The sequence below is a fragment of the Streptomyces sp. NPDC045967 genome, assembly GCF_056430495.1.
On the sequence record NZ_JBWKLE010000011.1, the window covers coordinates 123441 to 136332 of the forward strand.

The following is a 12892-nucleotide window of genomic DNA, read 5'->3' on the forward strand; positions in this document are numbered from 1 at the left end:
CGGCGCGGGGGCTCAGATGCCCGCAGCCACCGACAGGTCCTTCTTGATCGCGTCCAGGACCTCGCGGCCCCGCGCACGGGCCGCCCCGAGCTCCGCGGGCTCGGACACCGGGACCACGACCTCCAGGTAGCACTTCAGCTTCGGCTCGGTGCCCGACGGCCGCACGATCACGCGTGCCTTGTACGCCCCGTCGAGGTAGTACCGCAGGCCGTCCGTCGGCGGCAGCGAATCCGTGCCCCGCGTCAGGTCCTCCGCCGAGACGACCCGCAGCCCCGCCAGGGACGTCGGCGGCTCCGCCCGGAGTGCGGCCATCGCCGAGGCGATGACCGACAGGTCCGAGACGCGCACCGACAGCTGGTCCGTGGCGTGCACGCCGTGGGCGACGGCCAGGTCGTCCAGCAGGTCGGTCAGGCTGCGGCCCTGCTCCTTGAGCTCGGAGGCCAGCTCGGCCACGAGCAGCGCGGCGGTGACGCCGTCCTTGTCGCGGACGCCCTCCGGGTCCACGCAGTAGCCCAGCGCCTCCTCGTAGCCGTAGCGCAGCCCCTCCACGCGGGCGATCCACTTGAAGCCCGTCAGGGTCTCCTCGTAGCCCACGCCCGCCGCCTCGGCGATCCGGCCCAGGAGGCTGGAGGAGACGATGGACTCGGCGAAGACGCCCCGCGCGCCCTTGCCGACCAGGTGCGCCGCGAGCAGTGCGCCGACCTCGTCACCGCGCAGCATCCGCCAGCCGCCGCCGTCCGGGACGGCCACCGCGCAGCGGTCCGCGTCCGGGTCGTTGGCGATGACGATGTCCGGGCGGACCTCGGCGGCCTTCGCGAAGGCCAGGTCCATCGCGCCCGGCTCCTCCGGGTTGGGGAACGCCACGGTCGGGAAGGCCGGGTCCGGCTCGGCCTGCTCGGCGACGAGCACCGGCTCGGGGAAGCCGTGCCGGGCGAAGGCCGCCATGACGACGTCCTTGCCGACGCCGTGCATGGCCGTGTAGACCGTGCGCACGCCGCGGGCCGAACCGGGGCTCAGGACCGCGTCCGTACGCGTCAGGTAGGCCTCCAGGACCTCCTCGTCCAGCTGCAGCCAGCCGTCCTCGGGGCGGGGCACGGAATCGAGCGTCCCGACGCGGGCGATCTCCGCCGCGATCTCGGCGTCCGCGGGGGAGACGATCTGCGAGCCGTCGCCGAGGTAGACCTTGTAGCCGTTGTCCCGCGGCGGGTTGTGGCTCGCGGTCACCTCGACACCGGCGACGGCCCCCAGGTGCCTTATGGCGTACGCGAGGACCGGCGTCGGCAGCGGGCGGGGCAGAACGGCCGCGCGCAGCCCGGCGCCGGTCATCACGGCGGCGGTGTCACGGGCGAAGTCCGCCGACTTGTAGCGCGCGTCGTAGCCGACGACGACCAGGCCGCCGTCGTGGCCCCGGGCCTTCAGGTAGGCCGCGAGGCCCGCCGCGGCTCGGATGACCACCGAGCGGTTCATCCGCATCGGACCCGCGCCGATCTCGCCGCGCAGGCCGGCCGTGCCGAACTGCAGCGTGCCGGAGAACCGGTCCGCGAGTTCCGCCGTGTCGCCCGCCTCGATGAGCCGGGCGAGCTCGGCCGCCGTCTCCGGGTCCGGGTCCTGCGCCAGCCAGGTCTGCGCCCGGGTGATCAGGTCGCCTTGTTCCTGCACTACTTCCGCCTTGTCTCTCGTACGGTGCCCGTGCCTGTGTCGTCTCAGATGCGGGCGAGGACCTGCGTCAGGAGCTTGCCCATGCGCGCGGCCGAGTCGCGGCCGGCCTGCAGCACCTCTTCGTGGTTCAGGGGCTCGCCGGAGATGCCCGCCGCCAGGTTGGTGACCAGGGAGATGCCCAGCACCTCGGCGCCCGCCTCGCGGGCGGCGATGGCCTCCAGCACGGTGGACATGCCGACCAGGTCGGCGCCCATGACGCGGATCATGTTGATCTCGGCCGGGGTCTCGTAGTGCGGGCCGGGGAACTGCACGTAGACGCCCTCTTCGAGGGTCTCGTCGATCTCCTTGCACATCGCGCGCAGGCGCGGCGAGTACAGGTCGGTGAGGTCCACGAAGTTCGCGCCGACGATCGGCGAGGTGGCCGTCAGGTTGAGGTGGTCGCTGATCAGGACGGGCTGGCCGGGCTTCATGCCCTCGCGCAGGCCCCCGCAGCCGTTGGTGAGGACGACGGTCTTGCAGCCGGCGGCGACGGCGGTGCGCACGCCGTGGGCGACGGCGGCGACGCCGCGGCCCTCGTAGTAGTGGGTCCGGCCGAGGAAGAGCAGCGCGCGCTTGTCGCCGATCTTGTACGAGCGGATCTTGCCGCCGTGGCCCTCGACGGCGGGCGGCGGGAAGCCGGGCAGCTCGGTGACCGGGAACTCGGCCTCGGGGGCGCCGAGCGCCTCTGCGGCGGGGGCCCAGCCGGAGCCCATGACGAGGGCGACATCGTGGGTCTCCGCGCCGGTCAGCTCGCGGAGGCGGGCGGCTGCGGCGTCGGCGGCGGCGAAGGGGTCGGTAACAGATGCGTTCACGCGGAAGAGCGTAACCGCTCCTTGCCTACGCGCGTAGATGGCACAGCTCACGGTGTTCGGATCGTTGCCTTGTCGTTTCCACCGAATCGTCCCGGGGCGGGCGTGCCGGGCGTGGCGCGGCGTGCGGGGCGGGCGTGGAGCGGCGTGCGGGGCGGTGCGCCGCGGGCATCGCCGGGTGCCGCGGCCGGACGGGCCGGGCGGGTCCCCTCAGCAGGGGCGCTTGCGCAGTTCCATCACGTAGTCGTGCGGCGCGCCCGCGCTCTCGGCCGCGTCGGCGATCTCGCCCAGGTAGCGCGCCGAGGGCAGGCCGCCCTCGTAGCCGTTCAGGACGTACATCCAGGCCGCCTCCTCACCGTCCAGCGTGTGCACGCGCACCCGCATCCGGCGGTAGATGTCGAGCCCGACGCCCTCCCAGCGGTCCATCGAGTCCTCGTCGAGCGGCGCGATGTCGTACAGGGCGACGAAGACCTGGTGGCGCGGGGCCTCGACGACCGTCGCCAGCGCGCCCTCCCAGCCCATCTGCTCGCCGCCGAAGGTCAGCCGCCAGTCGTTGAGCCAGCCCGTGCCGCGCAGCGGCGAATGGGGTGCGCGGCGCGTCATCAGCCGCGGGTCGAGGTTGCCGGCGTACGCGGCGTAGAGCGACATGTGGTCGAGGGTACGGGAGGGGCGGTGCCGACGGCGCTCCCGGCCGCACCCGGTGCCGTCGTCCCGGATGGCGGGACCGGGCGCGAAGCACCTTTAAGCGTGCGGGACAATGGGGCACGGAATGCATCCCCCGGGGAGACCCCCCGGAACACCGGCCGGGGCGGCAGCCGGCCGGGAAGACGTGAGGCGGACTTTTCGTGACCCGGATCGTGATCATCGGTGGCGGACCCGGCGGGTATGAGGCGGCCCTGGTGGGGGCCCAGCTCGGCGCGGAGGTGACCGTCGTGGACTGCGACGGCCTCGGCGGGGCCTCGGTCCTGACCGACTGCGTACCCTCCAAGACCCTCATCGCGACCGCAGAGGTCATGACGACCTTCGACTCGTCGTACGAGGAGCTCGGGATCGTCGTCGCGGACGACACCCCGCACATCGAGCAGGCCGCGCGCGTCGTCGGCGTGGACCTCGGCAAGGTCAACCGGCGCGTCAAGCGCCTCGCCCTCGCCCAGTCGCACGACATCACCGCCTCCGTCACCCGCGCCGGCGCCCGCGTCGTACGGGGCCGCGCCAAGCTCGGTGGCCCGCAGGGCATCGACGGCACCCGCGACGTCATCGTCACGGCCGCCGACGGCACCGAGACCATCCTGACCGCCGAGGCCGTGCTGATCGCCACCGGCGGCACCCCGCGCGAGATCCCGGACGCGCAGCCCGACGGCGAGCGCATCCTGAACTGGACGCAGGTCTACGACCTGGACGAGCTCCCCGAGGAGCTCATCGTGGTCGGCTCCGGCGTGACCGGAGCCGAGTTCGCCGGCGCGTACCAGGCCCTCGGCTCCCGGGTCACGCTGGTCTCCTCCCGCGACCGCGTGCTGCCGGGCGAGGACCCCGACGCGGCCGCGGTCCTCGAGGACGTGTTCCGGCGCCGCGGCATGAACGTCATCGGCCGCTCGCGCGCCGAGTCCGCCAAGCGCGTCGGCGACCGGGTCGAGGTCACCCTGTCGGACGGCCGGGTGCTGACCGGCACGCACTGCCTGATGGCGGTCGGCGCGATCCCGAACACCAAGGACATGAACCTGGAGGAGTCCGGGGTCCGCCTCAAGGACTCCGGGCACATCTGGACCGACAAGGTCTCGCGTACGTCCGCGCCGGGCGTGTACGCGGCGGGCGACGTCACCGGTGTCTTCGCGCTGGCCTCCGTCGCGGCCATGCAGGGCCGCATCGCGATGTACCACTTCCTCGGTGACGCGGTGGCCCCGCTGGACCTCAAGACGGTGTCCTCGAACGTGTTCACCGACCCCGAGATCGCCACCGTCGGCTACACGCAGGCCGATGTGGACGCCGGCAAGATCGACGCCCGTGTCGTGAAGCTGCCGCTGCTGCGCAACCCGCGCGCCAAGATGCAGGGCATCCGGGACGGCTTCGTGAAGATGTTCTGCCGTCCGGGCACCGGGATCGTGGTCGGCGGCGTGGTCGTCTCCCCGCGCGCGAGCGAGCTGATCCACCCCATCTCGATCGCGGTCGACAACAACCTGACGGTCGAGCAGATCGCAAACGCGTTCACGGTGTACCCCTCCCTGTCGGGTTCGATCGCCGAGGTGGCCCGCCAGCTGCACACCCGGAAGGCCTCCGGCGAGGCCTGAGCCGGCCCAACCGCCCCGGCCCGCACCAGGGTTGGGGCGGTCCCTCGGCGCGTGACGCACGGTTCACCGGGACCTCGGGCCGCGTATACCACTTGTCACCCCGCCATATGGACAACTTCGGTATTCCGGCGCAAGGAGCTGAAAGCAGACGGTCGTTGGGGTTACTGTCAGTTTCGTGTTCGCTGCAGAACGTCGCCAACTGATCCTCGAAATGGTGCGGGCCAACGGAGCGGTATCGCTCCGGGAGCTCGCCCGCGTCGTCCAGACCTCCGAAGTGACCGTACGGCGGGACGTGCGGGCACTGGAGGCAGAAGGACTCCTCGACCGCCGGCACGGCGGTGCGGTGCTGCCGGGCGGGTTCACCCGTGAATCCGGCTTCCCGCAAAAGTCCCATCTCGCGACGGCGGAGAAGACCGCCATCGCCGATGTCGCGGCCTCCCTCGTCGAAGAGGGCGAGGCCGTCGTCGTCGGCGCGGGCACCACGACCCAGGAGCTGGCCCGCCGGCTCGCCCGGGTGCCCGGCCTGACCGTCGTCACGAACTCGCTGCTGGTCGCCCAGGCGCTGGCCCATGCCAACCGGGTGGAGGTGGTGATGACCGGCGGCACCCTGCGCGGCTCCAACTACGCGCTGGTCGGCAGCGGGGCGGAGCAGTCCCTCCAGGGGCTGCGGGTCTCCCGCGCCTTCCTGTCGGGCAGCGGTCTGACCGCCGAGCGCGGCCTGTCCACGTCCAACATGCTGAGCGCGAGCGTGGACCGGGCGCTGGTCCAGGCGGCGGCGGAGGTGGTGGTCCTGGCGGACCACACGAAGCTCGGCACGGACACCATGTTCCAGACGGTGCCGACGGACGTGATGACCCGCCTGGTCACGGACGAGCCCCCGCCGCACGACGACCGCGCCGCGACGGAGCTCCAGGCTTTGGCGGACCAGGGCGTCCAGATCACGGTGGCCGGCGGCCCGTCCACGGCCTCCGGCGGCCCCCTGGACGGCATGGGCACCCGCCGCCCCCGCCGCGACTCCCCCCTCCCGGTCCAACGCCGGGGCGGCCCCACCCCCCAACTCCGCAGCGCGTCCCCGCTCTCGGACCCGGGCGAACGGGAACGGGCGAGGGTGGCGGACATGCGGCGGCGGTAGGCCGGCCGCCGCGGGCCTCGCCGAGCGTGCAGCGGCGGGTGGCGAGCCATCAGAACGTTCCGGTACGCATAAACGACTGGGACTCCTCCCGGCCTGTCGGGAGGAGTCCCAGTCTTGTGGAACACGCCACCACACGTGTTGTGGTTAGTCGGTCAGGAGTTCATCCAGTTTGTCTACCGATTTGGGGGTGCCCAGCTCGTCGGCGGCAGCGATAAGTCGCGCGTAATAGTCTCTGGTGATGGGTAGAATGTCCTCATATATCCATGAGCACATAGTGTCGAAAGCCATCTCCTCCTCGCCCGCTGCCATCAAATGGCGAACGTCGGCAATCACGGCTTCCGACGTCAAGGGCGAGTCATCTAGCAATTGCAGGACTAGCGATTGGATGTGCTCGTACCGTCTCAATTTAGATCTCCTGGAGGGAAACCGGTGAGGATCCTATCGAGGAGTGGCTGGAACCGAACCTCGATCGTGATTCCTCGATGTGTGCCGATAATCGCCTTCACGGCCGGTTCCCCCTTACGGGTCTTACCAGTTCGTTCGGCATGTACAGCTGATCCCTGTTTCCAGTGGTAAGTGCTGTCTGGGCTCGTCGCCACGTCCACGATGGCATCAAAGATGTCGTCGTCGGTCCATCCGTCGGGAAACGAGTCAGCCCCCTGTGCTCCAGGGTACTTGTGGCGCGCGATGATGTGGGTCCGGTCTTCCTGGGCGATCAGGTCGCGACCTGGCCCGCCCCGCTCTTCGTCAGAGGGTGATGCCGCCTTTCCGTCACCGCCGCCGCCTTCTCCGCCGCCGCCCTTGGCGACCGTTTTGTTCGGACTATCGGCCTTCTTGGTCTCCGATGACTTCGATGCCTTTCCGTTACTGTCAGCTTTCTTGGCCTTCGTCGCCGATTCCTTGCCCTGTCTAGCCGCTGTCGCTTTGGCCTCGTCGGCCTTCTTGGCGGCTGCTGCTGCCGCTTCCTGGGCCGCCCTGCGCTTCGCGGCGGCTTCCTCTAGCAGCTTTCTTGCACGTTCGGCGGCTTCCTCAACCTGGCGTTTCCACTCGGCGAGGTCCTCGGCGTACTTGGCCATCGCCTGGTTGTAGTTCTCGACCCGCCGAAGGATGTCGCGGGCGAGAGCGAGTTTGTGAGACCAGCTGTTGAAGGCTTCCCATGCCCTGTCCAGCGCCTTGATGATGCGTTTGGCGCGGCCCGCGAACGGCAGCGCTGCATCGAGGGCGAGGCCGGCGCACGCGCCCCACGAGCCGCTCAAGCAGTCACGGATGTCGTTGTAACCCGAGGCGTCCTTCAGAATGCCCAGCGCAATCTCAAGCGCGATATCCAGGGCGCTCTTTCCCTGGATCATGTTGGCCCAGGCCGCCTCTGCGTCCGTGAAGTCCTTGATTGGCATGATGGGCGGTGCGATGGACAGGCCGGTCGCGTCGCTGAACGTCACCGGCGAGTTGTTCGCGTAAACGTAGGGGTTCTGCTGCTTGGGCTCGCTGTAGTCGACGATGGGATCGACCGAGAGGAATCGCCCGGTAGCCGGGTCGTATTCACGAGCGCCCAGATGGACCGTTCCCGTGATCTCGTCGATCTCTCCCCCGACGAACCCCTTCTTGCCCGGCCAGACAGACGGAGCCGCACCCCGGACCTCACCGTACGGGGTGAACTTGCGGCGGGTGATCGCAGATGTCTTGGTGTCGACCGCCGTGGTTGCCGTCCCATTCTGGTCGCCCATCAGGTACGACGTGGAGGTGATGCCGTCCTTGACGGTCTTGACCATCGTCGGGCCGGCCGGGTGAGCGTAGTAGCGCGTGCCCTCCAGCTTGCCCGCCGCGGTCAGCTTGACCTCGGTGCCCGGCAGGTAGAGCGTGGTGCCGGTCTTGTCGCGCTTGATGAGGCGGTTGCCGCCCGCGTCGTAGACGAAGGACGTTGAGTCGGTCCCCTTGGTGACCTTCTCCAGCTGCCCCGTGCTGTTCCAGTCCAGAGTCTGTGTGTCGCCCTGAATGGTCCGGGTCTTGGTGTTGCCCGCCGAGTCATACGTGTACGACTCGGTCCGGGAGCCGCCCGGACCAGTCGTGTCAACTTTCTTCAGGCCGTTGGCGGCGGCCTGCCCCGGCGTGCCGTAGGTGTAGGTGCGGGTGACGTCCTTGGTGAGATCACCGGTCGGGGAGTGCTGGACGTCCTTCGTGCGATTGCCCGCCGCGTCGAAGCTGTACGAGCTCCAATACGGGTTCGGGCCGCCGACCTGAGGCTTGGAACCGGGACCGGACGCGTTCGGCTGGGCCGCGCAGTCGTCCGTCGCCGTCCAGGCCTCGTTCATCCGGCGCAGGTAGTCGTACGCGAAGCACTGCACGTCGGCAGTGGTGGACGTCCCCTCCTTGTCGGTGATCTTGAGGATGTTGCCGACGTCGTCGTACTTGAACGTCGTGTCGTTGTTCGCGCTCGGCGACTTCTCCTGGCTGTTGACGGTCCGCGTGAAGCGGCGCGTCTGCTCGTCATAGAAGTTTCGTCGTGTACACCTGCGACAGGGCGGGACCCGTGTAGGTGCGCAGCACATCACCCATCGGCGAGTAGTCGACCTTGTCCACGAACGTCTTGCCCTCGATGCTCATCATCGTGGGCAGTTCGAAGTGGTTGTACTGCATCTCGGTGAGTTCAATGGGAAGGCCGGCCACGGCCGGCTGCTCCGTCCACGCGGTCAGACCGGTGTTCTCGTGGTAGCCGGTGGTGTACTCGTACGTGCCGGCAAGCGCACCCTCGGAGGACGGGATGGTGATCCTCGTGCCCGTCGGGCGGTATTCGGTGTCGTAACCCGTGACCTCTTGGGTATACACCTTGCCGTCCACGTACCGGGTCGACGCCACCGGAAGACCTACGGCGCCCGGCAGGGTGTCATAGGTGGTCGAGGTGAGCGTGCAGCGCGATGGTCCGGCCGTCGAGATGTACACCTTGCTGGGCAAGCCCGACGGCGGCTTCGCGGACGCCAAGCGGTCCTGGAGGCGCCTGCCGGGCGACTGGGACTTCGCCAGGAGCAAGCTCACCGCCGGTGACTACAACGGTGACGGCCGCGCCGACGCCGCCATCATGTTCAAGTACGACAACAACCGCACGGCCCTGTTCACCCTGACCGGCAAGTCGGATGGCGGTCTCAGCGACGACGTTCGCAGCTGGGACTCGCTGGAGGGGACCTGGAGCTGGGACATGGGCGGGATGCCGGTGTCCGGCGACTACTACAAGGACGGTCGCGACGACCTCGCGATCATGTATAACCACGGCGACGGACCCAGTGCGGCCTGGACCTTCAAGGCCGGCGCCGACGGCGGGTTCCAGCCGCCCTGGAAGAGCTGGGAGGCGCCGCCGGGCACCTGGTAACCGCCGCCCCCGCTCATGACACGGCCCCCAGGACCCGTTCGGGTCCTGGGGGCCGGTCGTGTTCCGGGTGGGGTCAGTCCTTGATCTCGCAGATCGTGGCGCCCGAGGTGAGGGACGCGCCGACCTCGGCGGTCAGGCCGACGATCGTGCCCGCGCGGTGGGCGTTGAGGGGCTGCTCCATCTTCATGGCCTCGAGTACGACGATCAGCTCGCCCTCCTCGACCCGCTGGCCCTCCTCGACCGCGACCTTGACGATCGTGCCCTGCATCGGGGAGGCGAGGGTGTCACCGGAGGCGGCGGGGCCGGACTTCTTGGCCGCGCGGCGCTTCGGCTTGGCGCCGCCCGCGGCGGCCGTGCGGGCCAGGGTCATGCCCAGGGACGACGGCAGCGAGACCTCGAGGCGCTTGCCGCCGACCTCGACGACCACCGTCTCGCGGCCCGGCTCGTCCTCGGTGTCCTCCGCGGCCGGGGCCGTGAACGCCGGGATCTCGTTGACGAACTCGGTCTCGATCCACCGGGTGTAGACGGTGAAGGGGTTCCCGTCGGCGGGGGCGAAGGCCGGGTCGGTGACGACGGCCCGGTGGAACGGCAGGGCGGTGGCCATGCCCTCGATCTCGAACTCGGCCAGCGCGCGGGCGGCGCGCTGGAGCGCCTGCTCACGGGTGGCACCGGTGACGATCAGCTTGGCGAGGAGGGAGTCCCAGGCCGGGCCGATGACCGAGCCGGACTCCACGCCCGCGTCGAGGCGCACGCCCGGACCGCTCGGCGGGGCGAACTTCGTCACGGTTCCCGGCGCGGGCAGGAAGCCGCGGCCCGGGTCCTCGCCGTTGATGCGGAACTCGATGGAGTGGCCGCGCAGGACGGGGTCCCCGTAGCCCAGCTCCTCGCCGTCGGCGATGCGGAACATCTCCCGGACCAGGTCGATGCCGGAGACCTCCTCGGTCACCGGGTGCTCGACCTGCAGACGGGTGTTGACCTCCAGGAAGGAGATCAGTCCGTCGGCGGAGACCAGGAACTCGACCGTGCCGGCGCCGACGTAGCCGGCTTCCTTCAGGATCGCCTTGGAGGCGGCGTACAGCTCCGCGTTCTGCGCCTCGGTGAGGAACGGCGCGGGGGCCTCCTCGACCAGCTTCTGGTGGCGGCGCTGCAGCGAGCAGTCACGGGTGGAGACGACGACCACGTTGCCGTGGCTGTCGGCCAGGCACTGGGTCTCGACGTGCCGCGGCTTGTCGAGGTAGCGCTCGACGAAGCACTCGCCGCGGCCGAAGGCGGCGACGGCCTCGCGGACGGCGGAGTCGTAGAGCTCCGGCACCTCTTCGAGGGTGCGGGCGACCTTGAGGCCGCGACCGCCGCCGCCGAAGGCCGCCTTGATGGCGATGGGCAGGCCGTGCTCCTTGGCGAAGGCGACGACCTCGTCGGCCCCGGAGACCGGGTCCGGGGTGCCCGCGACCAGCGGCGCGCCGGCGCGCTGGGCGATGTGCCGGGCGGCGACCTTGTCACCCAGGTCGCGGATGGCCTGCGGCGGCGGGCCGATCCAGGTCAGGCCCGCGTCGAGCACGGCCTGCGCGAATTCGGCGTTCTCGGAGAGGAAGCCGTATCCGGGATGGACGGCGTCCGCGCCGGAATCGGCTGCGGCCTGGAGGACCTTGGAGATGTCCAGGTAGCTGGCGGCCGGGGTGTCACCGCCCAACGCGAAAGCTTCGTCTGCCGCGCGGACGTGCAGGGCGTCCCGGTCCGGATCGGCGTAGACGGCTACGCTCGCGATCCCGGCGTCCCGGCAGGCCCGAGCAACGCGGACAGCGATTTCGCCACGGTTGGCGATGAGCACCTTGCGCACGATGGCTCCCTCCTTGAAACAAGCTGAGTTTAGGGACAGCCCACACGGCCTTACGACCCTTCCCCGGTGGTGAGCTTGCCCACACAGAGTGTGACTCGAGGCCCGCTCCACCGGGGAACCCTTGTGGCGCCCCAGGTCAGGGGGATCCCCGACTGCACAGTAACCCCGTATTAGAGCCCGGGTCTCTGTCATGCCGGTCAGCGGGCCCGGGTGATTCTTTGTCGAGTCCCTACGAACGGCCCATATGTTCCGGGCGTGATCGCTGTGCGCGGCCCCTCCCGTAACGAAGCGGCCCGCACCCCTTGTCCGCACGTTTACCCGTTAGTAGCCTCCAGGCGTCGAACAGGCTTGTGACGCGTGGGGGGTGGGGGAAGCGTGCTGCGAAGACTCGTGGCCGGGCTGGCCGCGATCGTAACCGCGGTCGAAGCGGCCGTGCTCGTGCTGGTCCACATCGTGCTCGCCCGCACGACCGCCGGCCAGTCGATGTCGATCGCCGGCAGCGACCCGGATGTCATGTCCAAGGCAACCTACGCCCTCGGTGCGGGCATGGGGGCCTTCCTCCTGCTCTGTGCCGTGCTCGCCGCCGTCACGGCCCTGCGGGACCACGCCCCCCGCGGTTTCGCCCGCGTCGTGCTCGTCAGCGCCGCCGTCACCCACGGCGTGCTGGGCGTCATCGCCGTCGCCGCGGTCGGCTGGGGCGCCTTCGCGGCGATCATGGTGATCCTGTGCCTGCTGGTGCTCACCCTGACGCTCTACCCCGCCCCGCGCGCGGCGACCGCCCAGGACGGCCCGACGGCCGTGCACGGCGGCGCACCGGGCGTGCAGGGCGGCCCGCCGCCGCTCGGGGAGCTCAAGCCCACAAATCCGTGATCGACACGTCCAGTTCGCCCAGCAGGGAGCGCAGCAGCGGCAGGGACAGCCCGATCACGTTGCCCGGGTCGCCGTCGATGCCGTCGATGAACGGCGCCGACAGCCCGTCCAGGGTGAACGCGCCGGCCACGTGCAGCGGCTCGCCGCTCGCCACGTACGCGGCGACCTCCGCGTCCGTCGGCTCGCCGAAGCGCACCGTCGTGGAAGCCGTCGCCGAGACCTGACGGCCGCTGACCGTGTCGATCACGCAGTGCCCGGTGCGCAGCACGCCGGACCGTCCGCGCATCGCCTTCCAGCGGGCCGTGGCCTCGTCGGCGTCCGCCGGCTTGCCCAGCGCCTCGCCGTCCAGTTCCAGGACGGAGTCGCAGCCGATCACCAGGGAGCCGGCGGCCTCCTCCAGGGACGCCACCACCCCCGCCTTGGCCTCCGCCAGGGCCAGGGCCAGCTCGGCCGGCTCGTCGTGGTCCAGGGTGTCCTCGTCGAAGCCGCTGACGATCACGTGCGGGGCGAGCCCCGCCTGCCGGAGCAGGTTCAGCCGGGCGGGGGAGGCGGAGGCGAGGACGAGCGGGCGCGGTTCGGCAGTCATGGCGCCATCGTAGGGGCGCCGGGAAGCAGTCCGGGAGCCCGATCAGAAGTGGCCCACGCCCAGCACGTAGACGCCCACCAGCATGGCGAGGGCGAGCACCACCGTCATCCGCCGGATCATCGCCTGCGCGTCGCGCATGTCCTTCGGCGGCTCGTTCTCAGGGTCGGACCAGAGCATGCTTCCGATCCTGTCCCCGTCGCGGCGGGGGGGGGGGGGGGGGGCGGGGCCCCCCCACCCCCCCCCCCCCCCCCCCCTCCCTTTTGGGGGCGGTTGGGGCCAGCACTTCCGGACCAGAAGCACCAGACCAGAACCAA

The 12892-nt window shown here is 70.4% G+C and carries 13 protein-coding genes; 4 read left to right on the forward strand and 9 right to left on the reverse strand.

The genetic code is table 11. From position 1 onward, the window contains the following. Positions 1 to 12 precede the first annotated feature (12 nt). From AC07FY_RS21700 to AC07FY_RS21710, 3 genes are all read right to left on the reverse strand, one after another. Positions 13 to 1659, reverse strand: coding sequence for a phospho-sugar mutase (locus AC07FY_RS21700; RefSeq protein WP_479008573.1), 1647 nt, complete (start codon positions 1657 to 1659; stop codon positions 13 to 15). Between the two features lie 44 nt (positions 1660 to 1703). Then, a complete protein-coding gene (locus AC07FY_RS21705) occupies positions 1704 to 2510 on the reverse strand; it encodes a purine-nucleoside phosphorylase (RefSeq protein WP_453393284.1) in 807 nt (268 codons plus the stop codon). A 207-nt stretch (positions 2511 to 2717) separates the two neighbouring features. Beyond that, positions 2718 to 3155 carry a gamma-glutamylcyclotransferase family protein gene (locus AC07FY_RS21710; protein ID WP_479008575.1) on the reverse strand — a complete coding sequence of 146 codons (438 nt, stop codon included), beginning with the start codon at positions 3153 to 3155 and terminating at the stop codon, positions 2718 to 2720. 197 nt (positions 3156 to 3352) lie between these two features. On the opposite strand from AC07FY_RS21710, the gene AC07FY_RS21715 reads away from it, so the two are divergent. Together AC07FY_RS21715 and AC07FY_RS21720 are read left to right on the forward strand one after the other, a co-directional pair. Next, on the forward strand, positions 3353 to 4792 hold the full coding sequence (locus tag AC07FY_RS21715; protein ID WP_479008577.1) for an NAD(P)H-quinone dehydrogenase: 1440 nt from the start codon (positions 3353 to 3355) through the stop codon (positions 4790 to 4792). Between the two features lie 211 nt (positions 4793 to 5003). Continuing rightward, a complete protein-coding gene (locus tag AC07FY_RS21720; protein ID WP_479008729.1) occupies positions 5004 to 5924 on the forward strand; it encodes a DeoR/GlpR family DNA-binding transcription regulator in 921 nt (306 codons plus the stop codon). A gap of 144 nt (positions 5925 to 6068) precedes the next feature. On the opposite strand, the gene AC07FY_RS21725 is transcribed toward AC07FY_RS21720, so the two are convergent. Genes AC07FY_RS21725 through AC07FY_RS21735 form a run of 3 tightly spaced genes read right to left on the reverse strand, consistent with a single transcriptional unit; the run spans position 6069 to position 8777 of the window. Then, positions 6069 to 6329 (reverse strand): MafI family immunity protein, encoded by a 261-nt coding sequence (locus tag AC07FY_RS21725; protein ID WP_479008579.1) that lies wholly within the window; start codon positions 6327 to 6329, stop codon positions 6069 to 6071. Beyond that, on the reverse strand, positions 6326 to 8470 hold the full coding sequence (locus AC07FY_RS21730; protein WP_479008581.1) for an RHS repeat-associated core domain-containing protein: 2145 nt from the start codon (positions 8468 to 8470) through the stop codon (positions 6326 to 6328). Before AC07FY_RS21730 ends, AC07FY_RS21725 begins: the two co-directional genes overlap by 4 nt. Beyond that, the gene (locus tag AC07FY_RS21735; RefSeq protein WP_479008583.1) at positions 8409 to 8777 is read right to left on the reverse strand and encodes a hypothetical protein; all 369 of its coding nucleotides are present in this window, start codon (positions 8775 to 8777) and stop codon (positions 8409 to 8411) included. The genes AC07FY_RS21730 and AC07FY_RS21735 overlap by 62 nt, the downstream gene beginning before the upstream one ends. Before the next feature lie 43 nt (positions 8778 to 8820). On the opposite strand from AC07FY_RS21735, the gene AC07FY_RS21740 reads away from it, so the two are divergent. Next, positions 8821 to 9285 carry a hypothetical protein gene (locus AC07FY_RS21740; RefSeq protein ID WP_479008585.1) on the forward strand — a complete coding sequence of 155 codons (465 nt, stop codon included), beginning with the start codon at positions 8821 to 8823 and terminating at the stop codon, positions 9283 to 9285. Positions 9286 to 9358: 73 nt separating this feature from the next. On the opposite strand, the gene AC07FY_RS21745 is transcribed toward AC07FY_RS21740, so the two are convergent. Beyond that, a complete protein-coding gene (locus AC07FY_RS21745; protein ID WP_479008587.1) occupies positions 9359 to 11122 on the reverse strand; it encodes an acetyl/propionyl/methylcrotonyl-CoA carboxylase subunit alpha in 1764 nt (587 codons plus the stop codon). 375 nt (positions 11123 to 11497) lie between these two features. Here AC07FY_RS21745 and AC07FY_RS21750 point away from each other — a divergent pair, with 375 nt between their 5' ends. Then, positions 11498 to 11992 (forward strand): hypothetical protein, encoded by a 495-nt coding sequence (locus AC07FY_RS21750; RefSeq protein ID WP_479008589.1) that lies wholly within the window; start codon positions 11498 to 11500, stop codon positions 11990 to 11992. Here AC07FY_RS21750 and AC07FY_RS21755 read toward each other — a convergent pair. Next, the gene (locus AC07FY_RS21755) at positions 11973 to 12578 is read right to left on the reverse strand and encodes a Maf family protein (protein WP_479008591.1); all 606 of its coding nucleotides are present in this window, start codon (positions 12576 to 12578) and stop codon (positions 11973 to 11975) included. The two genes, AC07FY_RS21750 and AC07FY_RS21755, sit on opposite strands and share 20 nt — an antisense overlap. 42 nt (positions 12579 to 12620) lie before the next feature. Then, the gene (gene mmpB / locus AC07FY_RS21760) at positions 12621 to 12755 is read right to left on the reverse strand and encodes a morphogenic membrane protein MmpB (RefSeq protein WP_279628689.1); all 135 of its coding nucleotides are present in this window, start codon (positions 12753 to 12755) and stop codon (positions 12621 to 12623) included. Between the last annotated feature and the right edge of the window lie 137 nt (positions 12756 to 12892).

Coding starts and splice junctions, on each gene's coding strand:
- AC07FY_RS21720 (WP_479008729.1), top strand. CDS start 5,004: ATGGTGCGGGCCAACGGAGCGGTATCGCTCCGGGAGCTCGCCCGCGTC.
- AC07FY_RS21710 (WP_479008575.1), bottom strand. CDS start 3,155: ATGTCGCTCTACGCCGCGTACGCCGGCAACCTCGACCCGCGGCTGATG.
- AC07FY_RS21755 (WP_479008591.1), bottom strand. CDS start 12,578: ATGACTGCCGAACCGCGCCCGCTCGTCCTCGCCTCCGCCTCCCCCGCC.
- AC07FY_RS21730 (WP_479008581.1), bottom strand. CDS start 8,470: ATGTGCTGCGCACCTACACGGGTCCCGCCCTGTCGCAGGTGTACACGA.
- mmpB (WP_279628689.1), bottom strand. CDS start 12,755: ATGCTCTGGTCCGACCCTGAGAACGAGCCGCCGAAGGACATGCGCGAC.